Here is a 25688-nt window from a genome sequence, read left to right as displayed (position 1 = left end):
CATTGTCCAGGCTCACGCCCCAGGAGCGCATCTGGCCGCACCGGCGACAGCGCCACCGACCAAAGCAGCACCGCTCCGGCGAGCAGCCGACGACGGCAGCCGGAAGTCGCCGTTACCGCGATACTGACCGGATGGAGCCGAGCGCTGCCCGACGACGGCGAGCACGCCCGACCACCGTCGTACACATGTTCTATCCACAGGCTGTGGACATTCGGTGAGCTACCAGCTCAGCGCGGTCGTCGCGGACGCCGACCTGCTGCGCGAGGAGACCCGGGACCTGGATCACGCGGTGCTCGGCGGGTTGCGACAGGACTTCGCCCTGCTGCCGGTGACGCCGCAGTTGGTGGCGGAGTTGACCGGCACCCCGCCCGACTATGCGGCCGACGAGCCGAGCGCGGCGGACCCGTTCGCGCTGGTGCTCTCCCCCGCGCTGGTCGAGGTGCTGGCCCGCTGGTCGCGGCGGGGGCCGGTGGCGTACGTCGAGGCGGAGTTCGCCGGAGGGATCGGGCACCAGGCGGCGGCGGTCTGGTTGGGCGGCGCCCTGTCCTGGGGTCCGCGCTTCGACACGGCCTTCGACGGGCCGCGTCCGGATTGGCCCATCAACGCCGCGTTGACCGAGCTGGGTGCGGAGCCGGGGCGATGGATCGACCCCTTCGCCGAGCTGGGACTGCACGTGGAGCGGAGCACCGAGGGCTGGCTCACGCACGGCCGGCGCGGGCTGAGCGCCGACTACTGGGACGAGTTGGCCGACGAATGGGAGGCGCGGCAATAACCTCTTCGCTCCCGTCACGTTGGGGACTGGGGGATTCCATGAAATTGCGACAATTCGGCTTCATCGCCACACTGCTGCTTGCTGCCGCGATCTCGGGCAGCGGACCCATGCCACCGGACACCATCGCCGTTCGTGAGCCGGTCGCCGCGGCCAGCGTCGTCGACCTCGACGGTCTGTCCGATGTCGACTTCGGTGACACGGAGGACGATCTGGCCCGGCGCGGCATGCTCCGCACCGACGTCGACGCCTGCGGTCCGACGCTGGCCGGACACGAGATGATCAGCCCGGTCTTCATCGACGACCGGCTGGTCCTGCTCTGGGCCGGCGACCCGGTCCGCACCCCGGAAGGAATCGCGGCCGGGTCACCGATCACGCAGGTCAGAGCCAGTTATCCGGAGGTACGCGCGCTGCACGCACCGCCGGGAACGCACCGCTTCGACGGCCTGTTCGCCCGCCACGGCGACCGCGCCTACCTGTTCCTGCACGACGGCGACACCGTCCGAAAGATCATCGCCGGGTACGCGGACTGGGCCCACCGCCTCTTCGTCGAAGGCCACGGCCCCTGCTGACGACGAGATCCCGGTACGAATCTGCCCTCCGAGGGGCGTGTTCGCACCAGGATCTCGTCGCGGTCAGGTCAGTAGTTCAGGCCGCCGGTCTGCGCGGCGGCGAGCCGCCGGCCGTACCACAGTGGCCAGACGACGTCCGTGCGCAGGCTCAGGCCACTCCACGACGTCGCCTGCGGGACGAGCCCACCGGAGCCGCCGTGGAACACCGCGACCGACCCGGAGGAGAGGCCGGCCGGGTCACCGGTGACCGCCTCGCCGGGCGACGCCACCAGCGCGTCCAGCGGACCGGTGCCGTTCAGGTTGAGCAGGGCGACCGCACCACCGAACCGGTCGCCGCGCTCCGCGCCGCCCGGCACGACCGCGTGATCCTGGTCGAAGCCCTGGGCACCCGTACCGGTCAGCCCCGAGGCAGAGCCCTTCAGCAGCGCGATCGTGCCCGCCTCGGCCTTCGTACCGATCGCCTCGCCGGGTGCGCCGACCAGCACGTCGGCCCGGCCGTCACCGGTCACGTCACCGACCGCCAGCGTCGCGCCGAACAGGTCACCGGCCTCCGGATCGCCCGGCACACCGGCCGTACGCTGGCTGAACAGCTTCACCGCGCTGCTCGACAGACCGCCGCTGCGACCGGTGAAGACCGCGACCATGCCCTCGTTGCCCTTCGGGCTCTGCGCGTTCGGGGCACCGGCCACGACCTCGCCCAACCCGTCGCCGTTGACGTCGCCGACGGCCAGCGCCATGCCGAGATCCCACACGTAGCTGTCGCTGCGTCCGGTGGCACCGCGCAGCGCCGCCCCGGTGACCGAGGTGGCTCCGCTGAGCTTCACACCGCTCGCCGAACCCCACATCAGCGTCAGCATCCCGCTGCCCGTCGACGAGGAGTTGCTGTTCTCCTGCGGCGCACCGATGACCAGGTCGGCGTACCTGTTGTTGTCGACCTTGCCGATGGCCAGCGTCCAGCCGAAGTGATCGCCCTTCTCGGCCGAGCCGGGCACCGCGGCCTGGTCCTGGTGCAACTGCTGCGCACCGGTGGCGGTCAGGCCACCGGTGCCGCCGTACAGGACGGTGACCGCACCGGCCTCACCGAGACTGCCGATCGCCTCCCCGTACGCGCCGATCGCCAGATCGTCCCGGCCGTCACCGTTGATGTCGCCCGCCGCCAACGCCGACCCGAACCGGTCCTCCCGCTCCGAGGCGCCGGGCACCCCCGGGCTGCTCTGCGTGAAGTACTTCGCCGAGTCGATCCGCAGGCCGCTGCTGCTGCCCGGGATCACCCACACCCCACCGGCGTGCACCTTCACCGTCGTGTCGTACGCGTCGTGCTCCCCGGCCGCCAGGTCGTCGTACCCGTCACCGTCGAAGTCCCCGGTGGCGAGAATCTCCCCGAAGCAGACGCAGCCACCCCCGACCGGTGAGACCGCCGTGGCCAGATAGTCCACGTACGGCGTCGACGAGTAGCGCACCACCACCAGGCCACCGGGTGACTGCGGCAGGCTGTGCTCGTAGGGATCGGCGGAGGCCGCGACGTCGTCGACGCCGTCACCGTCGAAATCCGACCGGGTCGCTCCGCTCCCCTTGACCGGCGTGACCGACACCGGCACCCGATCGACCTGGAGGACGACTCCCTCCCGGGTCACCGTCCGATAATCGCCCGCCGCGTGGGCGGGTACTCCCACCGCCATGCCGGCGGCAACCGCCAGCACAGAGACTCCCGCGACTCTTCGCCGCATCGATACCCCGTTTCTCGATGTTCGTACGTGCTGACGCGGAGGCCGCCTCACCGACCGGCGACACACTCCGCGTAGTTGATGATCTCGGTGCGGCTGGTGTTCAGTGCACGTCCGCTCCACGAACCCGACTGCGGGACGAGCCCACCGGGAGCCCCGCGGAAGCGGGAGACCGTGCCGGACCCGTCGGCCGCTCCCACATCCTAGGGACCCGGAGATCGATAGCCATGCCCGGTCAGCCAGACATCGCGCTCCGGACGGGTGGACCCGCTCAGGCGGGGGCGGCGTGCGGGGCGGCAACGGGAAACGCCCGGTCGATCCTCGCGGATCGACCGGGCGTTCTCGCTTGTCACGAGCGGTGGCGGCGGGATTTGAACCCGCGGAGGGCGTAAACCCTCACACGCTTTCGAGGTCTGCGACCATGCATCCGCGCTGGTCTGACGGTGACCGTTAGCAGGGGTGACGGCTTCCGATGGGCGGCAACGTGCCACGACGGACCGCGGTGAACGAGACCGGCACTGAGACCGCTCTGTCACGCCCGCGCCTTGCCGCACCGCGGGCGTCGGCCCCTTGCCCTATCGTGCCGCCATGGCTTCCGAGCGGACCTACGGTGAAATCCCTGGCTACCCACCCGGCTCAACCTTGAGAATCGGGATGAGCTCGCCGGGTCTGGAGTGCACCGGCCGAACCAGGCCGGAATCTGTGGAGGCAAAGACGGCGCCGAGTCCATCGTGGTCTCGGGTGGCTACGTCGACGACGAGGACTACGGCACAGAGCTCGTCTACACAGGTCAGGGTGGGAACGACCCAGCCACCAAGCGGCAGATCGCAGACCAACAGCTAACCCGTGGCAACCTCGGACTCGCGCGCAGCCAGATTGACGGCAACCCAGTGCGGGTGATCAGAGGTGCCGGCGGAGACCAGAAGTACTCTCCCAGGCTTGGCTTGCGATACGACGGGCTCTTCCGAGTTGTCGACCACTGGTCTGACACTGGCAAGGACGGCTACAAAATCTGGCGATACCGCCTGGTAGCGCTGGAGAGCACCGACCCTCCGCCTGCTGCGCCCCTCCATGGAACTACTGACCAGCAGACCCCTCGCACGGAAGCCACCATCCAACGTCTCGTCAGAAGCACTGCCGTCGCCAACGGCGTGAAGCGCCTGCACGGCCACCGGTGCCAGGTCTGCGGCATTCAACTAGCAACCCCGGCTGGCCCGTACGCCGAGGCCGCCCACATACGGGCCCTAGGGAAACCCCATAACGGCCCCGACGTCCCGAGCAACGTCCTCTGCCTCTGCCCGAACCATCACGTTCTCTTCGACACAGGGGCCATCTACGTCGACGGCTGGCATCGTGATGGAGGCGGGCGCAGGAGATGAGCTGGGGGAGCTACGTGTCGTCGCTGGCCATTCACCGGACGGGGCTCACCTGACGTACCACCGCCAGCACCACAGGCCGTAGGCGCAGGCTACGGTCCAACTCCGGAACCCGGCCTACCGGCAGCCGCCGGATGCCACCTGCCGAGATGGCGAGTAACACCACGCTGTCCCCCACTACCGCTAGAGTTACTGCCCAACCTGCTGGCTCCAGCCACCCGACCCCTACGTGATCAGCGATTGCGAGACCTCGTGGCTCTGCTTCCCGAAGTCAACTTCCAACAGATTCGCGGCAAGGCGCCTTCCGGCTCCCGTCGTGACGGGTTCGAGGAACTCTGCAACCAACTCATAATCTATGGCGGCCTCGTCGAGTGGCCGGCAGGCACCAACTTCGCCACGTTCGGGAACCCGGACGGCGGTCGAGAAGGTCGAGGCGAGCTTCCCAACGGCGAAGTATGGGGATGGCAGGCGAAATACCTTTTTGAGCTCGACAACGACGAGTTTACCCAAATCACCAAGTCTGTTCGCCGCGCCCTTTCGACTGAGCCGAAGCTCGCGCGCTACTACATCCTCCTTCCCTACAACCGCCCAGCGGGCGATACGGAGGTAGCCCTCAAAGGCGGAGGCACTCGCACAACGAAAAGCGCGTGGACAAAATGGAATGAGCATGTCGCGGAGTGGGAAGCTGCGGCTTCAGCGACTGGCCGGACTGTCAGGTTCGAGTATGTCGGCGAGACGCAGCTAATAGAATGCCTGTTGCAGCCGTCGCAAGTAGGCCGGCTTCGCTATTGGTTCGACCTCGACGGATTCTCGCAGGAGCGGTTCCGTGAGATCGCGGACCGCGCAGAGAAGGATGCCGCCGGCCGGTATGACCCCCGGTTAAACGTCGAGCTTCCTATTGCGAAAGTCTTTGATGGTCTGGCGCGAACATCTTCGTTCGAACGTGAAATCCGGACCAAGCTAGCCGGCCTGCGAGAAGCACGAGGAGCCTACGGGCTGTCACTGCCCGAGGGGCATGAGGATATCTTCCGACCCTCCATCGAACGGCTCGGCATCCACCTTGATCAGCTCGAGGAAAAGGTGGGCGAGGCAGCCAGGCAAGCCCGCCAGCCAATAGGGCCACTTCCCGATATCGGCCCCCTCGTCGCTGCCACTCATGACCCTATTAACGATCTCTCTCTACTCCTTAGACGCCACTGCCTCCAAGACCGGTACTACCATGGCAGTGCTGCGAGCCTCTACGGGCAGCTCCAGAACATACGATCGGCGACGCGCGAGCTAGAAGGGCTAATCACAAGTCGCCCGTGGCAGAGCTTTGACTGTCCCGCAATCCTAATTACTGGAACAGGGGGCGCAGGTAAAACCCATCTGCTCTGCGACCTCGCTAAGGACCGGTCCTCTGCCGACCTACCCACACTGATAGCACTCGGGGAGCAACTCGAGCGAGGACCAATCGAGGCAGACCTAGGACGCATTATCGGTTTCAATAATCCGGCCGACCAACTTCTCGCCACTTTCGATGCAGCATGCCAGACGGCGGGTGAAGTGGGCCTGGTGATCATAGATGGCCTGAATGAGGCAGCCGACCGCACTCTATGGAACAAGTACCTAGGCAGTTTCCTTACGCAGGTCGAGCGCTTCCCGCACGTACGACTAGTGCTCTCGTGCCGCAACGAATTTCTGCCTGATACCTTGTCCGCGAATCTCCAGGATCGCCTCCTGCCGGTTGAGCACACAGGCTTCTCGGAAGTGCCCCGGAGTGCCGTTTCCCAATTCCTCGACTGGTACGGCATCGAACGCCCCTCGTTCCCAATGCTGGACCCCGAGTTCACGAATCCTCTCTTCCTAAAGCTCGTGTGCACAACCTTACAGCAACGCGGCGATAGCCGGTTCCCACGCGATGGTATCGGCACCACGTGGATCTACGACAGTTTCCTCGCTGCGATAAACCTGCGCCTCGCTAGTGCAGATAGGTGCGACTATGATGCTCGCAGAGGGCTAGTCCTCAGAGCAGTTGAGCGTATTGCCGGATCAATAGATCCAGGAACGAGAAGGTTGCCGCGGGAAGACGCCGAGGCGATAACCTCGACGCTTCTTCCGAGTAGCGGTTGGAGCGGCAGCCTACTCAACGGGCTACTCAAGGAAGCAATCCTATCCGAACTAATTGTTGATGGACGCGACTACATCAGGTTCGGATACGAGCGGTTGGGCGAAATTGCGCTGGCAAAGCTCATAGCAACGCGCGACCTAGCCTCGGTCCGAGTCGAGGCGGCCAACCTCGCCGAACGTTGGTATGCCAATCCAGGCATCCTGCAGGCGTTGGCCTCGGTTCTGCCAGAGACGCATGGGGTTGAGCTAGTGGACCTCCTCGAGATTCCACCGAGCGAGTACCACTACGCCGCGCACAATGATTTCCTGCTCAGCCTTGCTTGGCGCCAGCCTTCAGCAGTCAGTGACCGAACCGTCGAGATCCTGCTGCAACTCAAAAGCAATCCTGAATTTGCAGACGCAGCTCACAATGCCCTGATACAGGTAGCCGCGGTCCCTGGCCATAAGCTCAACGCGGAGTGGCTCCACCGGCATCTTGTTTGCCAAACACTTACTGAACGCGACGTTTCCTGGTCCTACTTCTGTGACCGACAGGAGGAGGACGAGGGGCACCTTCCCATCCTGATCGAGTGGGCATGGTCTGACGCGGGCACTCACGCTACAGATGACACCCGCTACCTCGGAGCGCTCACGCTCACCTGGGCGCTGGCTTCCTCGCACCGTCCGACTCGGGACAACGCTACGAAGGCCATCATCGCTTTGCTGGAGCCAACTCCAGACGTCTACGGGAAGATCCTGCGGATGTTCCTGGACGTTGACGACGACTACGTCCAGGAACGTCTGCTGGCGATTGGATGCGGGATAGCTCAGCGCAGCCTCCGCCCTGATGCGGTCTTCGTAGTAGCCGAGGCTGTCCTAGATCTCACCTTTAAACGAAATTACTGGCCTGAGAACTACCTAAGCCGTGATTACGCCCGCCGTGCAATCGAGGCGGCCCTCAGTGCAGGGTGGCGATCAGAGATTGATGACATTGCCACACGGATCCGACCGCCTTACACGTCGAACTGGTCTCAAAAGTGCCGGTCAAAAGACGAAATCGAATCTTTGTCGAGCCCGCCGAGTTATCGGTATAGCGCGCTCAGCCATCCCGTCATGTCCGACTTTGACGACTTCCGGAAATATGTTATCGATTCCGCGGTCAGCAACTTTGATCTCAAGGAGGAGCTCGACGCCGATCACGTCGGTCGGCTGATCTTCGATGCCGCTCATGAGCTTGGATGGACTCCTGAGCTCTTCGGCGAGATTGACAGAAACCTTCCCCGTTACGCCCCTGGAGACGACAGAAAGCACGAAGGTTACGCCCAGAAATATATATGGATTGCGTTCCGGCGAGTCATTGGCCGCATGACCGACCACTACGGCCTAAATCCGAATTATCGAGACGATGATCGGTCAGAGTATCAGGGACCGCTCGATGTCTACGGACATGACATCGATCCGACGATGCTATTGCGACGTGCGGAGAGTCAGGTTTACGAAGATACTCCGAAGACGTGGTTCGCGCCTATAGACGTTACCTTCCCGGCCCATTTCGACGCGAACTGGCCGAATAATGACGAGCACAGTCCTCAGGTTAACCTGCTGCTGGCGCCCGCGGATGCATCCGGACAGGTTTGGCTAGTTCTCGAGGGCAGCTATCAATGGTCGCAGGCGCAGAACCCGGAAGACGCAGCCATCCGGCAGCCCCAGCACAGAACCTGGGCTCAGATCCGTTCTTACTTGCTGGAAACCGAAGACGTGGAAAAATGGTCTCAATGGGCAGTTGGGCAGGACTGGTACGGCCGCTGGATGCCGGAGTCAGGCAGCCCTCTCGGCCTGCTTCATGCCGACCATCCTTATCGGTCGGATTGGCCCCAAATGGGCGGTCGCGAAGGTGGCCACAGCCAACGAACGCTTCCTCCTGGAAACCTTGTCGTCACAACGATCCGCTACGGCGGCGTCGCGAACGATTGGGATCACTCGGAAAGCAGGCGGCTATACACGTTTATGCCCTCGACTTCGTTCTGCGCCCTACTAGGACTCGAGCGCGTCGGCGACTTTCAATGGGGGAAGAACGGAAAGTTGCTGGCGGAAAGCTTCGCGGCTCGACAGGCTGGCCCTGACACTGTTCACGTTACAGCTGATGCTCTAGCCTTAGCGCTTCGAGAGCGAGGTCATTACCTGCTATGGACGATCCTGGCGGAGAAGGAGACTGTGACGGCCAGTCACGAGCGACCTGAAGACGGGGAGCCGATCTTCCGTACCTACTCGGCGTCCTATCTGTACGACGGGGTTTCTATACGATTACTCGACGCCAACGCTCGTACGCTATACGCGGCTGGTGGCCAGTCTGACGCCTCAGGCTGGGGCCTCCCCCGAGAAATAGCGATCTGATCCACGTCGTGACTGGCGACGATCGCGGCGGGCAGAGCCTCGCTGTGTTAGTCGGAGTCGGGCCCCAGGAAACTGGGGCCCGACCCTACGGCTCAAGCATTACGGCGGCTAGATCACCCATGCTTGTAATCACAGCGTTCGCTCCAGCCGTCCGGAGTGCGTCCGACTTTTCCGGCCGATTCGCGTAACCGGTAACACGTACACCGGCAGCCCGTGCCCCCTCAACATCCGAGAGGGAATCTCCTACAAGGATGCAGCGAGCCGGAACGAGACCGATGCTGCTCACGGCTTGCAGGATCGGTTCAGGGCTGGGCTTCATGCGGGTTGGGTCAGCGACTGCTCAAGCTCGCCGGGCTACGGGACGGCCGGCTACACGACGCTCGGCACACCGCCGCCACGGTGCTGCTGATCCTCGGCGTGGCAGAGCGGGCGGTCATGGGCATCATGGGCTGGTCGAACTCCGCGATGGCGGCTCGGAACCAACACCTCACCGCTCAGGTGCGCCGGGACCTCGCCCATCGCGTGGGAGGGCTGCTCTGGGCTACCGAAGACCGCGGCGACTAGCAGAAAGGCGGCGGCCTGGACTGGCAGCGTTGTGCTAGCCCAGGCCATCGGAGCGATAGGGGCTACGGCCTAAAGGACGTCTCGTAACTGGGTGACTGGTCCATGATGGATTATGTCGGGGTGCAGGTGATCTCGGCGGGCCGCCAGGAGTGGATCTTCCCGATCACCGGGCTGCAGCCCGCCCAGTTCCGCCGGCTGGTCCGGCTGGTCCGGCTGGTCGCCGAGCGTGGCGGAGACGTGATCGCTGATGGTCGGCCGGGCCGGCAGTGGTCGCTCGACCTCGCCGACCGGGTACTGCTGGTCGCCTCTTACTGGCGCACGAACCTGACGATGCGGCAGCTCGGCCCGCTTTTTGGGGTGTCGCACTCCGCCGCGCACAGGGTGATCGACACTCTCGGCCCGCTGCTCGCGCTCACCCCGGGACGCCGTCGTCGGGTCGACCAGATCAGCATCGTCGACGGCACGCTCATCCCGACCCGCGACCGCCGCCTGGCCACCCCGAGCAAGAACTACCGCTACTCGACGAACCTGCAAGTCGCCATCGACGCCCACACCCGCCTGGTCGTGGCCCTCGGCGATCCGCAGCCCGGCAACCGCAACGACACCATCGTCTACCGCACCTCAGGCATCGACCAGAAACTCGCCGGGCGGCCCGTCATGGCCGACGGCGCCTACCGCGGCAACCCCGAGGTGATCATCCCCTACCGCAAACCCTCCGACGGCAGCGAACTACCCGAGTGGAAGAAGAACCTGAACAAGCAACACCGCACCGTCCGCGCCCAGGTCGAACACACTCTGGCCCGGATAAAGAGCTTCAAGATCCTGCGGGACTACCGGCGTGCGGCCCACACATTGACCGACACCGCAGCCGGCATCGCCCACCTGCACAACATCATCCTGCTCGGGTGACACCAGCACCGATGCCGGACAACACCTTCAACGAGTTACGGGACGTCCTTTAGCGGGACGGTGCCGGCGCCAGCGAGACCGACGACGCTATCCGCAACGGACCCCCGCCATCGACGTTGAGCGCACCTTGGTCCCGAAGCGGCTTCAACGCTTCGATGACATGCTCCGGCCGGTAGACGGTCTCAAACAGTGCGAAGTCGCGCAGTTCCTGGACTCGGAGGGGTCCGCTCTCCCGGAGTTTGTGGGCAAGCAGCCGGGTGAGTGGCCCGAGTTGGGGTTCATCAAAGTCGAACAACGTCTCGGCCTGCTCGTCCCGAGGATCGCGGAAGCCGACGCCTTGGGTTCGGTCAACCTCCCAGAGGCTGTCCTTCATCTTCTGCACCCCGAGACGGTGGCGAGTGCCGAAGACGAGATAGAGAGGTTGCCCCTTCTGGGGGATGAGCTCGAAGTCCAGCAAGTACGGAAAGCCTGCCTTGTGAAGTGACTGGCGATAGCAGGTCAGGATATGTCGGCTCTTTGCTGCGGGAGCCAGGTCGGCGACCATTCGCCAGCTTGGGTCTCCCCCGAACACCTCATCAGCCGCTTCGCCCAGGTTGCTGACGAAGCGAACGAAGTGCTGAGGGAACAGGGTGACGATGACCTCGCTTGAGACGTTCGCGGCGAGACGCCTTAGAAGCCGATACGGCACAGGGGCGTTGCCCCAGGAGTCAAGGTTCGCGAAAATCGGCTGACCCCATGCCTTCATGCTGTCGAGAGTCGCCTCCAGATGTGTGGCACACGTCCCCTCGACGATCTTCACTGGCATCGCCTCGCCCGGCCGCGGGCGGTCAGGGAAGGCGGCCCTGAGGGTGTCCCACAGCATCGAGACGCAGCGCTGGTCATCGTCGACGAAGGCGAAGCGAGCAACACCCTTGTTCGGCGGGACCTTCTCAATGAGCGCCCGCATCGCGATGACGGGCGAACCGTCTTCGCCACCGCTGTACACGCCCGGGCCAGAGAAGCCCTCCGCATAGGTAACCGACGGGTATGCGTTTGAGCCGGCGAGCAGGATCGGGAACCATCTCTCAAGGTAGCGGCGGTAGATGTCGTGTTTAGCACCCGTATGCGGCGCACATGGCCATGGAACCTCACCGCTGACCGGCATCAGCCCTCCTGACTACTCAAGGTCATGGATCAGTGTCCCATCGCAACCGCCTCGATGGAACTCCCGATTAGGGCTGCACGTCTCAGCTGCGGGCAGGCTCCATCTCCTGCCTACCCCTACAGCTAGCCGCGGGCATCGCAGAGTGTTCACGCCCATCGAGGCGCCGGCCACCGGCCTTCGGCGTGCGGCCACCCCACTGCTTGAAGAAGAAGGCCGTGCCGGCTGCGACGCACTGATCCCTCAGCGCTCGCACCCATGCTGCGTTCACCGGACGGCAGTTGAGCCCAGACTCACCACCGGCGATCAGCCAGTCGATACCGTCCAGGTTCAGATCGAGCAGCGGGCCGAGCAGGGGCTCAGCGGAGACGAAGCGCACGGCGGCGGGCACTTCCCGCAAGTCATCAATGCGGCCCACCTCGTTGGCGTCCTCGACGCTAACGCCCATCCAAACGTTTGGGGGCCAGTCGAGCTGGTCGGCCACCTTGGCCAGCCTTGCAGCCCGCTTGGTGAGCACTTGATAGGTATGGCGAGGAGTCTCGCGCATGACCTCGAACACCTGCTGCACGTAGCTCAATGGCACCCGGGCATGAAACAAATCAGACATCGAGTTGACGAACACCAGCCGTGGGTCTCGCCACCGCCGCGGGATGTCTAGCGCGTCCGCATGGACCGCCACGCCAAACCCCGGCCCAGACGTCCGCGGGTCGCCATCAGTCTGATACTTGGCCGAGCCCATGGCCTTTAGTCGCTTAGACAGGGCGAGGGCATAGCAGTTGTCGCAGCCCGCGGAGATGCGATCACACCCGGTCGTAGGGTTCCACGTAGCTTCTGTCCACTCGATGGAACTACGATCCGCCACGTCATCACCTCCTCTGATCAGACATCTTGTCGAACATCCGTACGGCACGGAAGGGTCACCTACCGTCACGTCCCATACGGGTGTGAGATGGCTTATGTCATCCGTACAACGCCTCACGGGGCCGAGGGCAGCGCGTTCGACCGGACTAGCCGCACGGCCGACCGAAGCAGCAGGTGGGCGGGGTCGGGCGCCGATGGACCCCAACTGAGACCGAAACTGAGACCACAAGCGGAACGCCCGGCCGATCCTCGCGGATCGACCGGGCGTTCTCGCTGTTCACGAGCGGTGGCGGAGGGATTTGAACCCTCGGAGGGCGTAAACCCTCACACGCTTTCGAGGCGTGCTCCTTAGGCCACTCGGACACGCCACCGCCGACGAGGGTACAGGACTGCCGGTTCCGACGCCGAACCGGTCCCGGACAGGTGGGCCTGGCAGGATCTCTGCCATGAGTACGCACATCGGCGCGAAGCCGGGCGAGATCGCCGAGCGGGTCCTGATGCCGGGTGACCCCCTGCGGGCCAAGTGGATCGCGGAGACCTACCTCGAGGGCGCGACCTGCTACTCGACGGTCCGGGGGATGTTGGGCTTCACCGGGCGTTGGAACGGTGTCGAGGTTTCCGTGCAGGGCTCGGGGATGGGCATGCCGTCCGCCTCGATCTATGCGCACGAGCTGGTCAACGAGTACGGCGTGAGGTCGCTGATCCGGGTCGGTTCGTGCGGCGCCCTCACCGAGGATCTGAAGCTGCGTGACGTGATCGCGGCGATCGGGTCGTCGACGGACTCGAACATGAACCGGATGCGGTTCGACGGGCTGATCGACTACGCCCCGGTCGCCGACTTCGGGCTGCTGCGTACCTCGGTGGAGGTGGCCGAGCGGCGCGGCGTCGCGATGCGGGTGGGGCCGATCCTGGCGGCGGACGCCTTCTACACGGACCGGCCGGACCTCTACGACAGCCTGGCCGAGTACGGCGTGCTGGCGGTGGAGATGGAGTCGGCCGCGCTCTACACGATCGCGGCGCGCTTCAAGGCGCGGGCGTTGACCCTGTTGACGGTCAGCGACCACATCAAGACCGGCGAGAAGACCACCTCGCAGGAGCGGGAGCAGACGTTCAGCCAGATGGTCGAGATCGCGCTGGACACCATCATCGCCTGAGCACCACACCGCCGCACCGGCACGGCCACTGCGGTAGCCGCATCGACCGTCCCGTCACCGCCTCGCGGTGGCGGGACGTGGCGCGTCAGGGCCGGTGACGATGATCACCGCCTAAATAAATACGACCGGTCGTTCTTCTTTAGTAGGGTCGCCGTATGACCGTCGACGGCCGGCTCGCCCGGGGTGAGCGCACCCGCACCGCAGTGCTGGACGCCGCCGTCAGCCTGGCCTCCGCCAACGGGCTCGACGGCCTCTCCCTCGGGCACCTCGCCGATTCCCTCGGCGTGAGCAAGTCCGGCCTCTTCGCGCACTGGCGCTCCAAGGAGGCGCTGCAACTCGCCACCATCGACCGGGCGGCAGCGCAGTGGCAGGAACGGATCGTCGCGCCGGCCCTGCGCGCACCCCGGGGCGTACGCCGCATCCGGGCGCTGCACGAGGCACGGATCGACTTCTACGCCGCGCAGGTGCTGCCCGGAGGCTGTTTCTTCGCCACCACCGAGTTCGAGTTCAACGCCCGCCCCGGGCCGGTCCGGGATCGCCTCGCCGAGGTCTTCACCGCCTGGACGGCGTTCCTGGAGCGGCTCGTCCGGGAGGCCGTCGAGCGGGGCGAACTCCCCGCCGACCTGGACGTCGCGCTGCTCGCGTACGAGATCGACGCGTACGGGATCGCGGCGGCGATGCGTTCCCGGCTGCTCGACCCGGAGACCACCTACCGACACGCCCGTCGGGGCGTACTGACCCGTCTGCGGGCACTCTGCCCCGATCCCACACTGCTACCGGAAGGCCCCTGATGACCCACGCCCTCGCCGACCAGCCCGCCGTCGCGTACGGCCACGTCGGGCCGGCCATGGTGCACTTCGACGACCTCGACGCGCTCGGTCTGCTGCACAACGCCCGGTACGCGCTGCTGCTGGAGCGTGCGATCACCGCGTACTGGTCGGATCAGGGGGTGGCCTACCGCGCCGGACGGGCCACCACGCCGGACGTGTTCCACGCGGTCCGCGAGTTCAGCATCACCTATCGCGCGCCGGTCACCGGCACCGGCCCGATCGCCGTGCACTTCTGGCTGGAGCACTTCGGCACCAGCAGCGCCGAGTACGCCTACCGGTTCCACTCCCTCGACGACACCACCACGTACGCGGAAGGGCGGCGGGCGATCGTCCGGCTCGACCCGGCGACCATGCGCCCGACACCGTGGACGGACGTGGCCCGGGCGGTCGCCGGCACGCTGCTCCGGCCGACGGCGACCTGACCGACGGCCACCACCGCTGACGCCGACGCGGACGCGACGGCGTCAGCGGTAGGAGGCCGCGACACCGACAGGGGCGGGAGACGCGACGGCGTCAGCGGAAGAAGGCGCGCAGGACGGCGGCGTTCTCCGCCTCCAGCACGCCGCCGTACACCTCGGGTCGGTGGTTGAGCCGGCGGTCCCGCAGCACGTCCCAGAGCGAACCGGCGGCCCCGGTCTTCGGCTCCCACGCGCCGAACACCACGGTCGAGACCCGGGCCAGCACCAGGGCGCCCGCGCACATGGTGCAGGGTTCCAGGGTCACCACCAGCGTGCAGCCGTCCAGCCGCCACCGGCCCCACCGCTGGGCGGCCCGGCGCAGCGCCAGCACCTCGGCGTGCGCGGTCGGATCGCCGGTCAGCTCCCGCTCGTTGCGGCCCACCGCCAACTCGGCGCCGTCCGGGCCGTAGAGCACCGCGCCCACCGGCACGTCGTCGACGGAGCCGGCCGGGGCCGAGTCGACGTCGGTGGGGAGGGGCGCGCCGCCGACAGAACCGGTCACCGCGATCTCCAGCGCCCGGCGCATCCAGAGTTCGTGCCGCTGTCGCCGGCCGGTGCCGGTCGGGTCGGCGAGTGCCTCGTGTGCTCCCGGCCCCACCCGGCCGACCGCGCCGGGGGTGGGTTGGCCGGGCCGGACCGTCTCCAGTGCCGGATCGGTCGCGTCAGCCGGTCCACCACCGCCGGACCGGACCGGCGCACCCTCGACCGGCTCAGACCTCACGCAGCTCCTCGACGTCGTCCACGCAGCCGAGCACCTGGCACACCTCGGCGGTGACGTCGGCCGGCATCATCCCCTCGTGGGCACAGAGCGCCAGCAGGCGCTGCGCGGGGATGCCCAGGTCGGTGAGGAGGTCCGCCTCGCCGACCGGGTCCGCCTCCGGGTCGACGGCGGGTTGCTCGTTGTCGTCGCCACCGCTGGTGGTCGCCGGGCGTACCTCCTCGGTGTCGTCCAGCCCGGTGACCGACGTCTTGAGGTCGCCGACCAGCAGGGCACCCAGCCGGGACTCCTCCGCGTACGCCGAGTCGGAACCGAAGACGCGCAGGTCCTCACCCTCGTCGAGGCGGAGGATGACCAGATAGGTGTCGTCCGCCTCGACGAACAGCAGCGACAGGTCCGCGTCGGGGGCGAGGTCACGGAGGCGCTCGGCCACCTCGTCGACGTCGGCGGCACCCCGCAGACTCAGCTCGGCGGCAGTCCAGCCACCCTTTTCCCGCACGACGGCCGCAGCGAAGTACGACACGGTTCCCCCAAGTAGCCTCGGCACAGCACACGCCGACCCGTTACGCGTGCACGTTAGCCGGTCGGGTCGGCAGGCGACCGGTCAACGCCCCGAAGGGCCGGTCATTCCTGGGGAAAGTGACAGACGCCGGTCAGCCGGTCAGGCGACGGCGGGTGGCGATCAGCTGGCGGAGCCGCTCGGTGCGTGCCCGCTGTGGCCGCTCGCGTTCGCGCACCGAGCGGGCGTCCGCCAGCTGCGCCAGGAGCTGCATGCGGCGACGGCTGCGATCCGGATCGAGCCGCGGAGTGGTCCAGGCCATACCGCGAGCGTGCCGAGTCGCGGCGGCCGAGTCAAGACGGGTTTCGGTGCCTGCACAACAACGCAGCGCAGTCACCGCCGGTGGGGGCCGCTCGCCGTCCGGGCCGGCGGACGGGTACGCCGTCCGCCCTACCAGAGCGGCCAGTCGCCGCTGGCCGCCCAGCGGGTGACCACCGCGACGGTGGCGATGCTCCAGCCTCCTGCGGTGACGATCGCGATGCCGGCCGCCGTTCCCCGGTCGCCGAAGCGGACCAGCACCAGCGCGGCGATCCAGGCCACGCCACCGGCGATCAGGGTCCACCAGGCGTACCCGGCGAGGCTGCGTCCGAGCAGGGCGACCAGGCCCAGCCAGGCGAGCGCGCCGACGGCTCCCGACGCGACACCGGCACCGCTGACCGGGTGCGGCTCGCGATAGGTGGGTCGTCGCGGGCGCCCGGACGGAAAGAGGCCCGAGGGGCTGTACGGCATCATCCCTGCCACTCTCCCACCCGTGGACGTCCTCCTCCCACGGTAGGCGATACCTGTCAGGATGGCCCGATGGTCTCGCTGAGGATCGGACGCCGTCGCGCGTACGCCGTGCTACTGCTCGTGCCGGTGCTCGCCGCCGCCGGCTGCGGGACGCCCCCTCCCCCGCCCGTGGGGTCGCCGACCGGCTCGGCGACGCCGCCGGTCACCACCGGGGCGCCGGCTCCGACCGCCGCGACGCCGGACACCGCGGACCAACCGGCGGCGACCGCCAGTCCGACCCGCGCCGGGCTCCGGCACGTCTTCCCGGTACGCGCGACGAAGGTGGCCTACCACCCGACCCACTCGGCGTACCCGGGGACCGACATCTTCGCCGACTGCGGCGAACCCTTCGTGGCGGTCACCGACGGCACGATCGGTGAGGTCAGCCGCCGGGACCGGTACGACAGGCAGGGGCCGCAGGGGCCGTACAACGGTGGCCTGTCGGTGTCGGTGCTCGGCGATGACGGCGTGCGCTACTACGGCTCCCACCTGACCGAGGTCGCCGACGACATCGCGCCGGGCGTGCGGGTACGCGCCGGGCAGCAGCTCGGCACCGTGGGCCGGACCGGCAACGCCAACAACGTCTGCCACCTCCACTTCGGCATCTCCCCGCCGTGCCTGGGTGAGGACGGTTGGTGGATCCGCCGGGGCGTGATCTGGCCCGCGCCGTACCTCGACTCGTGGCGCGAGGGCGGCAACCGCGAGCCGGCGGCGAAGGTGGCGGCGTGGCACCGCAAGAACGGCTGCCCGGAGCGACCCCCGGCGCGTTGAGCCGGAGACGTCCCGTCCCGCGTCATCCGCATTTCATAAGTCCGACACATTGACGCAGGTCGTGCCGGTGAACTACCGTCGCGTAACACCGGAGAGAGCGCTCTCTCACGGAATCAACCCCCCAAACGACGACGAAACGCGCCGTCGACCGGCGCGCCATGGAGGAAAGATGCGACCTCCCGTCCCACGCCGTACCCGTCATCGGCTGCTGGCCGCCACCGCCGCAGCAGCCCTCGTCCTCGGCGGGCTGGCCGTCACCGCCACCTCCCCCGCGCAGGCCGCGCCCGTCGGCGCCGGCAGCTACACCACCACCCCCGTCGGCCCGCTGCCCAGCGGCTGCGGCGACATGACCACCAACCCTCGGCAGTTCGCCACCGCCGACGCGCCGCCCGGCCCGATCCCCACCAACGACTGGTGGTCCTCGCTGCTGTGGAAGCGGCTCAACTGCTCCTTCAGCGAGCCGCTGCACGCCCACCCGGCGTCCTACCGGCCGGTCACCGACGGACTCGGCTTCTCCGCCGAGTCGGTGGCCGCCATCAGCGGCACCGCGACCGGCGTCGGCGAGTACAAGTACCCCTACGTCGAGGACATCCGGGTCGGCGTGGCCGGGCTCGCCGCGCCGATCGTCCGGGTCGCCGACTGGACCGACTGGACGGTTACCCCGTACTGGAGCGACGGCACCCGCACCCTGCGCGCCACCATCGGTCACGGCCTGCCGTTCGCGTACTTCCGCACCACCGGCGGCGACGCGGTGATCAACGCGAACGGCGGCGGCTTCACGGTCTTCTCCAACAGCGCCGGCCGGATCAGCTTCAGCGTCCGGGGCCACGACTACGTCGCGTACGCGCCGTCCGGGGCCACCTGGACCGTGAGCGGTACCCGGATCAGCTCCAACCTCGCCGGACGCGGCTACTTCTCGGTCGCCCTGCTGCCGGCCACCGGTGACGCCACGGCCCGCGCCCAGCTCGCCACCACCTACGGCCAGTACGCGCACGCCCACGTCACCGGCACCCGGGTCGGCTACACCTACAACCAGTCGACCAGCCGGGTGGAGACCCGCTACACCTTCACCACCACCCCACGCGAGGGCACCGAGACGCGGACCGTGGTGAGCCTCTACCCGCACCAGTGGAAGTCGCTGACCGGCGCCACCCCGATCGCACCGACCTACCCGTCGGCGCGCGGCCGGATGAAGGTGCTCACCGGTGTCGGCGAGTTCCGCACCTCGATGCGGTTCCACGGCGTACTCCCCGAGCTGCCGGCGGTCGCCACCGGCGCCGGGGCCGACCTGACCACGCTGCGGCAGCAGCTCGCGGCGGTCCGGAGCAACCCGATGGACCAGCGCGGCGGTGACACCTACTGGACCGGCAAGGGCCTCGGCCGGGCCTCCCGGATCGCCGAGATCGCCGACCTGGTCGGCGACACCGAGACCCGGACCTCGGCGCTGAACGCCATCCGGTCCACGCTCAACGACTGGCTCACCGCCTCACCCGGCGAGACCGAGCGCCTCTTCTACTACGACCAGCGGTGGGGCACCCTGATCGGCTACCCCGCCTCGTACGGCTCCGACCAGGAGCTCAACGACCATCACTTCCACTACGGCTACTACATCGCCGCCGCCGCGACGCTGGCCAAGTTCGACCCGTCCTGGGCCCGTCAGGACCAGTACGGCGGCATGATCGACCTGTTGATCCGGGACGCCAACAACTACGACCGGGCCGACACCCGCTTCCCGTACCTGCGGGACTTCGACATCTACGCCGGACACGACTGGGCCTCCGGGCACGGCTCGTTCGCCAGCGGCAACAACCAGGAGTCGTCGTCCGAGGGGATGAACTTCGCCAACGCCCTGATCCAGTGGGGGCAGGCCACCGGCAACACCGCGGTCCGGGACGCCGGCATCTTCATCTACACCACGCAGGCGGCGGCGATCCACGAGTACTGGTTCGACGTCAACGACGAGAACTTCCCGGCCGGGTTCGGGCACTCGAACGTGGGCATGGTCTGGGGCGACGGCGGTGCGTACGCCACCTGGTTCAGCGCCGAGCCGGAGATGATCCAGGGCATCAACCTGCTGCCGATCACCGGCGGCCACCTGTACCTGGGCTACCACCCGAACTACAACTCCATCAAGTACCAGGAGCTGGTCCGCAACAACGGTGGCGAACCCACCGTGTGGCAGGACATCCACTGGCAGTTCCTCGCCCTCGGTGACGCCGACTCGGCGCTGGCGAAACTGCGCGCCAACCCCGGTTACACGCCGGAGGAGGGCGAGAGCCGGGCACACACCTTCCACTGGATCCGCAACCTGGCCGGGCTGGGCCGGGTCGACACCGGGATCACCGCCGACCACCCGCTGGCCGCCGTCTTCAACCGCAACGGCGCCCGCACCTACGTGGCCAGCAACATCTCCGCCACCCCGCTGACCGTCCGGTTCTCCGACGGTACGCAGCTCACGGTGGCCGCCGGGCGTACCGCCACCAGTGGCGCGCACACCTGGAGCGGTGGCAGTGCCGGCGGGGGCGTACCGCCGGGCCCGACGCCCACCCCGACTCCGACGCCGACGCCCACCCCTACGCCCACCCCGACTCCGACGCCGACGAACCCGCCGGGCTCGGGTCAGCCGACCCGCTACCTGCTCGCCGGCGGTGGACTGGGTACGGCCGGCACCGCCGGGACCACGACCGTGGCCAGCGCCGGCGGCACCAACCGGGACGGTACGCCGACCAACCCGTCGGTGTTCACCGCGACCGGGCTCACCCTCGACCACACCGGCGGACAGACCGCGTTCGACCTGCTCCTCGACGCGGGCAACGCGGTCGGCAACGGGGTGCAGGTACGCGTCTCGTACGACCTGACCGGCAACGGAAGCTGGGAAAGGGTGGAGACCTACCGGTACTTCGCCACCGACCCGGTGCCCGGCTGGGAGACCTACACCCAGGCGGCCGGGCTCCACTCCAGCACCGGCAGCCTCGGCAACCTGCGCGGCGGCACGGTCCGCGTGGAGGTCTGGTCCGCGATCGGCAACAACTCCAGCACGCTGGGCGTCGGTAACCGGTCGGTGGTACGCCTGCCGTACTCCTGACCTCTGACAACCCGCACTCCGCGCCGCCGGTCGTACCCCGACCGGCGGCGCGGACGCGTAGTTTCACCACATGCGTGACGCTGTTACTGACCTGCGCCGGATCGCGTTCCTGCTGGAGCGTGCCAACGAGGCCACCTACCGGGTGCGGGCCTTCCGGTCGGCGGCGAACGCGCTGGCCGCGCTACCCGCCGCCGAGGTGGCCGAGCGGGCCCACAGCGGCACGCTCACCGAGCTGGCCGGGGTCGGTGACGTCACCGCCCGGTGCGTCACCGAGTCGCTGGCCGGTGAGGAACCGGTCTATCTGCGTCGGCTGGTCGCCACCGAGGGCACCGACCTGGACGCCGAGGCGGCCGCGTTGCGTGGCGCGCTGCGCGGTGACTGCCACACCCATTCGGACTGGTCCGACGGTGGTTCGCCGATCGAGGAGATGGCGCTGGCCGCGGTCGAGCTGGGCCACGAGTATCTGGTACTGACCGACCACTCGCCCCGGTTGAAGGTGGCCCGGGGGCTGACCGCCGATCGGCTGCGCCGCCAGCTCGACCACGTGGCCCAGCTCAACGAGGCGCTGCCGGAGGGCTTCCGGATCCTCACCGGCATCGAGGTCGACATCCTCGCCGACGGTTCGCTCGACCAGGACGAGGAGTTGCTGGCCCGGCTGGACGTGGTGGTCGGCTCGGTGCACAGCGGCCTCGGCGACGACCGGGCGAAGATGACCCGACGGATGGTGAGCGCCGTCGCCAATCCGCACCTGGACATCCTCGGTCACTGCACCGGGCGCATGGTGTCGTCGCGTCCGGCCGGGGTGACCGGACCCGGTGACCGGGGGCATCGGGCCCGGACCCGGGCGGAGAGCGACTTCGACGCCGAGACCGTCTTCGCCGCCTGCGTGGAGCACGGCACCGCAGTGGAGATCAACTCTCGGCCGGAACGGCAGGACCCGCCGAAGCGGTTGATCCGGCGGGCCCTGGAGGCCGGGTGTCTGTTCGCGATCAACACCGACGCGCACGCACCGGGGCAGCTCGACTGGCAGCGGTTCGGGTGCAAGCGGGCGGCCCGCTGCGGCGTACCCGCCGACCGGGTCGTCAACAGCTGGTCGGCGGAGGACCTGGTCGCCTGGACCCACGGCTGACCGTTCCCGTCCGAGGCCGCAACCGGACCGGCCGTGCTGCTCCGCTGCCCCGCCGGACGGGTCACGTAGGGTTCGCTGCGTGGGACGAATCGATGACCTCGCGAACCGGTACGTCGCCGACTGGGCGGCGCTGAGTCCGGCCGGCGCGACCATGGTCGGCATCTCCGGGCACGACGACAAGCTCGACGACCTGTCACCCGACGGGTACGCCGCCCGCGCCGACCTGAGCCGGCGCACCCTGGCCGAACTCGACACCGTCGAGCCGGCGTCGGAGGCCGAACGCACCGCCCAGGAGGCGATGCAGGAGCGGCTCGGTCTCGACCTCGCACGGTACGACAGCGGCGAGACGAGCAGTGAGGTCAGCGTCATCACCTCCGGGCTGCACGAGATCCGGATGGTCTTCGACCTGATGCCGCACGAGGGCGAGCAGGCGCAGGCCGACATCGCCGCCCGGCTGAACCTCTTCGCCGGTGCGTTGGAGTCCTACAAGACCACGCTGCGCGAGGCGGCTGCCGCCGGACACGTCAGCGCGCGGGTGCAGTTGCTCGAGGTGGCCAAGCAGTGTGACACCTGGGTCGACCCGGAGGGCGACAACGTCTTCCACGGACTCGTCGAGCGACTGGGTGCGAGCGGTGCCCTCGACGCGGAACTGCGCCGGGGCGCAGCGGCGGCCACCGCCGCGACCGCCGAGTTCGGGCAGTTCCTGCGCGCCGAACTGGCCCCCCACGGCCGGGAGAAGCAGGCCGCCGGGCGGGACCGCTACGAGTTGGCCTCGCAGTACTTCCTCGGCGCCCGGGTCGACCTGGACGAGACGTACGCCTGGGGGTTCGCGGAACTGGCCCGCCTGGAGGCCGAGATGCGGACGGTGTCGGCGCAGATCGCCGGGCCGGGCGCCACGATCGAGGAGGCGGTGGCCGCGCTGGACGCCGACCCGGTCCGCACGATCCGGGGCAAGGAGGCGTTCCGCGACTGGATGCAGGGGCTGGCCGAGCAGGCGATCAGCGATCTGAACGGCACCCACTTCGACATCCCGGAGCAGGTCCGGCGGATCGAGTGCATGATCGCGCCGACCAGTGACGGCGCGATCTACTACACCGGTCCGAGTGAGGACTTCAGCCGGCCGGGCCGGATGTGGTGGTCGGTGCCGCAGGACCTGACCGAGTTCTCCACCTGGCGCGAGGTGACCACGGTCTACCACGAGGGGGTGCCCGGCCATCACCTCCAGGTGGGGCAGACCGCCGTCCGGGCGGAGCTGCTCAACCGCTGGCAGCGGCTGCTCTGCTGGGTCTCCGGCCACGGCGAGGGCTGGGCCCTGTACGCCGAGAACCTGATGGACGAGCTGGGCTACCTGGCGGATCCGGGCGACAAGCTCGGCATGCTGGACGGCCAGGCGTTCCGGGCCGCCCGGGTGATCGTCGACATCGGCATGCACCTCGAACTGGAGATCCCGGCGGACAACCCGTTCGACTTCCATCCCGGCGAGCGCTGGACGCCGCAACTGGGGTGGGAGTTCCTGCGGGCGCACTGCCGGGTGCCGGACGAGATGCTGCGCTTCGAGCTCAACCGCTACCTGGGCTGGCCGGGGCAGGCCCCCTCGTACAAGGTGGGCGAACGGATCTGGCTCCAGGCCCGGGAGGACGCCAAGGTCCGCAAGGGGGCCGACTTCGACCTGCGCGAGTTCCACCGCCAGGCGCTCGACCTGGGGGCTCTCGGGCTCGACCCGCTGCGTCGGGCGCTGGACCGGCTCTGAGAAACGGGCCCGGGACGAGGGTCACCCCTCGTCCCGGGCGTACCGGGATCAGCTCCGGTCGGAGTCGCTGCGCGGGGCGCGTTGCCCCGGCACGGTGGGCTCGTCGGACTTCCAGTTGGTCGATGCCGGAGGGATCTCGTCGGACAACGGCCCGCTCTGCCGCTGGTCGTCGCGGACCGCCGGCTGGTCGACCCGGGTCGGCGCCGTGTTCGCGGCATGCCGGCCGGTCGCGACGCCCCGGCCACGGTCGCGGGAGACCAGCAGTCCGACGAGGACCATCGCCAGACCGAGTACGGCGAGCCCGAGGGGCGCGTACACGCCGAGGAGGGTGAGCAGGCCCCGGCTCTCCTTGGCCCGCTCCACCGAGGACGCCACGGTCTCGTCGTTGTAGGCGAAGTCGGCGTCGAGCAGCGTCACCTGGGCACCCGTGTTCGGCACCAGCACCTTCTTCTGCTGCTCGCGCACCTTCAGGTACGAGCCGGTCACCGGGTCTACCCAGACCGTCCGGGTGTTGCTGTAGACGACGTCGCCGGAGGTCGCGCCGGGGGCGAGCGCACCGAGCAGCAGTCCGACGCGGTCCGCCGGTAGCGGCAGCTTCTCGTCGGTGATGACCTGCTCGTACCGGTACGCCTCAAGCCCGTTGACGTCCTCGGTGCCCTTGAACGCGGCCACCCGGGTCTGCCGCAGATCCCGGTCGAAGACCTCGTAGTCGGTCTGGTCCGAGTGGAACGGGAACTTGTAGATCTGCCCGGCGTACGGGACCTTCTCCTGGGTGCCGCTGTCGTCGAGGTAGCCCTCGCTCCACTCGACGGCGGCGCCGGAGACCCGGTCCAGGGCCAGCTCGGCACCGTACGCGCTGACCAGCTCCTTGGTGTCGGTCCGGTCGACGGTCTGGCCGACCCGCCAGACCACCGCGTCACCGGCCAGGTCGCCGCTGAGCGCCGCGGTCTTGGCCCGCTCGGGGGTGACCAGGATGGTGGACTTGAGGTCGGCCTGGTGGATGGCCGCCGCGCCGTTGGTGATCTGCAGGAAGGTGGCGTTCCTGGCCTCGGCGACGGACGTCGAGGAGTCCAGGTCGTAGGGCAGCTTGGTCATCGCTGGCTTGACGACGAACACCAGCCCGGCGGCGAGCGCCAGGAGCAGTACGCCGCCGCCGAACAGCACGGCACCCACGGCGCGGTGCTTCATGTTTCCTCCCCGAGGAGCGAATTTTCGTCGGCATCGATTAGTGTGGCCGCGAGGTTACTACCAAGTCACATAGCAACGCGACCCCCGGTCAGCCCCGATTTCGCCACCTCGTCGGGTCGTTCGCCGGCGGACCGCCGCAGGACGAGGACGAAGTTCCACGCCACCACCTCGCGAAGGCCCGGCACCCGGATCACCCACCGCGCCCACCAGGGGTGGTAGCGGGGCAACGCGTCCACCACGTCGACGTCGCCGTTGCCTCGCGCCCACCGCAGGGTGTCCGAGATGGAGACCGGGAACAGCGTCTCCTGGAAGCGGTTCTTCGGCGGTCGCCCGTGCCGTCGCTCGTAGCGGCGACGCGCCCGGTGCCCACCGAGCCAGTGCCAGGGTGCGGTCTCGTGCCCGCCCCACGGCGACAACCAGGGCGTGTACGACACGAAGAGCAGCCCGCCCGGCCGGGTCACCCGCACCATCTCGTCGAGCATCGACGCGGGATCCCCGACGTGTTCCACCACGTTGGACGAGAACGCCACGTCCACACTTCCGGTTCGCACCGGCAGCGCCGTGCCGCTGCCCCGCAGCATCCCCGACACCGCTTCGCCACCGGTCGAGAAATCACCCACGTCCGGGTCCAGCCCGACGTACCACGCTCCGGCGGCCCGGAAACTCGTCGCGAAGTATCCCGGTCCGCCTCCCACGTCGAGCACCGTCCGCCCGGCCAACTCGGTGTAGCCGGAGACCTGGCGGACCGAGTCGGCGGCGAGCAGTCCGTAGAAGTGGTCGGGATCGGTCTGCTCGACCAGGAAGGCCCGGAACAGCGTCACCGAGCGCCGCAGGGTCGCGAAACGGCGCAGTGCCGCCCGCCGCGTACGGTCGTCCACCG

21 protein-coding genes, 1 tRNA gene and 2 pseudogenes are annotated in these 25688 nt (G+C 68.1%); 13 read left to right on the top strand and 11 right to left on the bottom strand.

From position 1 onward, the window contains the following. Positions 1–214 precede the first annotated feature (214 nt). Positions 215–772 carry a hypothetical protein gene (locus tag ABZ738_RS00175; protein WP_357210036.1) on the top strand — a complete coding sequence of 186 codons (558 nt, stop codon included), beginning with the start codon at positions 215–217 and terminating at the stop codon, positions 770–772. Positions 773–846: 74 nt separating this feature from the next. Beyond that, positions 847–1341, top strand: a complete 495-nt coding sequence (locus ABZ738_RS00170) for a hypothetical protein (protein WP_357210890.1) — start codon at positions 847–849, stop codon at positions 1339–1341. A 68-nt stretch (positions 1342–1409) separates the two neighbouring features. Here ABZ738_RS00170 and ABZ738_RS00165 read toward each other — a convergent pair whose 3' ends face one another. Then, positions 1410–2975, bottom strand: a complete 1566-nt coding sequence (locus ABZ738_RS00165; RefSeq protein WP_357210033.1) for a hypothetical protein — start codon at positions 2973–2975, stop codon at positions 1410–1412. 764 nt (positions 2976–3739) lie between these two features. On the opposite strand from ABZ738_RS00165, the gene ABZ738_RS00160 reads away from it, so the two are divergent. After that, entirely contained in the window at positions 3740–4444 is a 705-nt protein-coding gene (locus ABZ738_RS00160) for a YDG/SRA domain-containing protein (protein ID WP_357210031.1), read from the top strand. A 249-nt stretch (positions 4445–4693) separates the two neighbouring features. Further along, a complete protein-coding gene (locus tag ABZ738_RS00155) occupies positions 4694–8923 on the top strand; it encodes a hypothetical protein (RefSeq protein WP_357210027.1) in 4230 nt (1409 codons plus the stop codon). An 85-nt stretch (positions 8924–9008) separates the two neighbouring features. On the opposite strand, the pseudogene ABZ738_RS00150 reads toward ABZ738_RS00155, so the two are convergent. Continuing rightward, positions 9009–9263 (bottom strand): annotated as a pseudogene (locus tag ABZ738_RS00150) (HAD-IA family hydrolase); the annotation flags it as partial. On the opposite strand from ABZ738_RS00150, the pseudogene ABZ738_RS00145 reads away from it, so the two are divergent. Then, positions 9254–9487: pseudogene (locus tag ABZ738_RS00145) on the top strand (tyrosine-type recombinase/integrase); the annotation flags it as partial. The pseudogenes ABZ738_RS00150 and ABZ738_RS00145 overlap by 10 nt on opposite strands. Before the next feature lie 120 nt (positions 9488–9607). After that, positions 9608–10396: a transposase family protein gene (locus tag ABZ738_RS00140; RefSeq protein WP_357210888.1), complete on the top strand. Its 789-nt coding sequence runs from the start codon at positions 9608–9610 to the stop codon at positions 10394–10396. 49 nt (positions 10397–10445) lie between these two features. On the opposite strand, the gene ABZ738_RS00135 is transcribed toward ABZ738_RS00140, so the two are convergent. The 3 genes from ABZ738_RS00135 to ABZ738_RS00125 form a co-directional block, all read right to left on the bottom strand. Next, the gene (locus ABZ738_RS00135) at positions 10446–11540 is read right to left on the bottom strand and encodes a three-Cys-motif partner protein TcmP (protein WP_357210025.1); all 1095 of its coding nucleotides are present in this window, start codon (positions 11538–11540) and stop codon (positions 10446–10448) included. An 82-nt stretch (positions 11541–11622) separates the two neighbouring features. Further along, on the bottom strand, positions 11623–12399 hold the full coding sequence (locus ABZ738_RS00130; protein WP_357210023.1) for a phage Gp37/Gp68 family protein: 777 nt from the start codon (positions 12397–12399) through the stop codon (positions 11623–11625). 283 nt (positions 12400–12682) lie between these two features. Next, positions 12683–12769: transfer RNA gene (locus ABZ738_RS00125), tRNA-Ser, on the bottom strand. A gap of 75 nt (positions 12770–12844) precedes the next feature. Here ABZ738_RS00125 and deoD point away from each other — a divergent pair. The 3 genes from deoD (at position 12845) to ABZ738_RS00110 (ending at position 14804) form a co-directional block, all read left to right on the top strand. Further along, entirely contained in the window at positions 12845–13552 is a 708-nt protein-coding gene (deoD, locus tag ABZ738_RS00120; RefSeq protein WP_131053991.1) for a purine-nucleoside phosphorylase, read from the top strand. 155 nt (positions 13553–13707) lie between these two features. Then, complete coding sequence (locus ABZ738_RS00115; RefSeq protein WP_131053992.1) at positions 13708–14343, top strand: TetR/AcrR family transcriptional regulator; 636 nt, start codon at positions 13708–13710, stop codon at positions 14341–14343. After that, positions 14343–14804, top strand: a complete 462-nt coding sequence (locus ABZ738_RS00110) for a thioesterase family protein (RefSeq protein WP_176095486.1) — start codon at positions 14343–14345, stop codon at positions 14802–14804. Before ABZ738_RS00115 ends, ABZ738_RS00110 begins: the two co-directional genes overlap by 1 nt. Positions 14805–14895: 91 nt before the next feature. Here ABZ738_RS00110 and ABZ738_RS00105 read toward each other — a convergent pair whose 3' ends face one another. The 4 genes from ABZ738_RS00105 to ABZ738_RS00090 all read right to left on the bottom strand — a co-directional run bounded on the left by ABZ738_RS00105 (position 14896) and on the right by ABZ738_RS00090 (position 16849). Next, positions 14896–15366: a nucleoside deaminase gene (locus ABZ738_RS00105; RefSeq protein ID WP_176096052.1), complete on the bottom strand. Its 471-nt coding sequence runs from the start codon at positions 15364–15366 to the stop codon at positions 14896–14898. Positions 15367–15550: 184 nt separating this feature from the next. After that, a complete protein-coding gene (locus tag ABZ738_RS00100; RefSeq protein WP_131053995.1) occupies positions 15551–16081 on the bottom strand; it encodes a tRNA adenosine deaminase-associated protein in 531 nt (176 codons plus the stop codon). Between the two features lie 130 nt (positions 16082–16211). Continuing rightward, on the bottom strand, positions 16212–16379 hold the full coding sequence (locus ABZ738_RS00095; protein WP_162854368.1) for a hypothetical protein: 168 nt from the start codon (positions 16377–16379) through the stop codon (positions 16212–16214). 128 nt (positions 16380–16507) lie between these two features. Beyond that, positions 16508–16849 carry a hypothetical protein gene (locus tag ABZ738_RS00090; RefSeq protein WP_176095488.1) on the bottom strand — a complete coding sequence of 114 codons (342 nt, stop codon included), beginning with the start codon at positions 16847–16849 and terminating at the stop codon, positions 16508–16510. Positions 16850–16915: 66 nt separating this feature from the next. Here ABZ738_RS00090 and ABZ738_RS00085 point away from each other — a divergent pair, with 66 nt between their 5' ends. The 4 genes from ABZ738_RS00085 (at position 16916) to ABZ738_RS00070 (ending at position 23620) form a co-directional block, all read left to right on the top strand. Beyond that, on the top strand, positions 16916–17656 hold the full coding sequence (locus tag ABZ738_RS00085) for a M23 family metallopeptidase (RefSeq protein ID WP_357210016.1): 741 nt from the start codon (positions 16916–16918) through the stop codon (positions 17654–17656). 169 nt (positions 17657–17825) lie between these two features. Then, the gene (locus ABZ738_RS00080; RefSeq protein ID WP_357210013.1) at positions 17826–20741 is read left to right on the top strand and encodes a glycosyl hydrolase; all 2916 of its coding nucleotides are present in this window, start codon (positions 17826–17828) and stop codon (positions 20739–20741) included. Between the two features lie 70 nt (positions 20742–20811). Further along, on the top strand, positions 20812–21870 hold the full coding sequence (locus tag ABZ738_RS00075; protein WP_357210010.1) for a PHP domain-containing protein: 1059 nt from the start codon (positions 20812–20814) through the stop codon (positions 21868–21870). A gap of 79 nt (positions 21871–21949) precedes the next feature. Continuing rightward, on the top strand, positions 21950–23620 hold the full coding sequence (locus tag ABZ738_RS00070; protein WP_131055708.1) for a DUF885 domain-containing protein: 1671 nt from the start codon (positions 21950–21952) through the stop codon (positions 23618–23620). Positions 23621–23668: 48 nt separating this feature from the next. Here ABZ738_RS00070 and ABZ738_RS00065 read toward each other — a convergent pair whose 3' ends face one another. Continuing rightward, a complete protein-coding gene (locus tag ABZ738_RS00065; RefSeq protein WP_357210006.1) occupies positions 23669–24808 on the bottom strand; it encodes a DUF3068 domain-containing protein in 1140 nt (379 codons plus the stop codon). 65 nt (positions 24809–24873) lie between these two features. Further along, complete coding sequence (locus ABZ738_RS00060; RefSeq protein ID WP_357210003.1) at positions 24874–25686, bottom strand: class I SAM-dependent methyltransferase; 813 nt, start codon at positions 25684–25686, stop codon at positions 24874–24876. Between the last annotated feature and the right edge of the window lie 2 nt (positions 25687–25688).

Source organism: Micromonospora sp. NPDC047793 (assembly GCF_040642635.1).
Lineage (GTDB): Bacteria > Actinomycetota > Actinomycetes > Mycobacteriales > Micromonosporaceae > Micromonospora.
The sequence above is the reverse complement of the archived record's forward strand: the minus strand, read 5'-3'. Positions and strand labels throughout refer to the sequence as shown.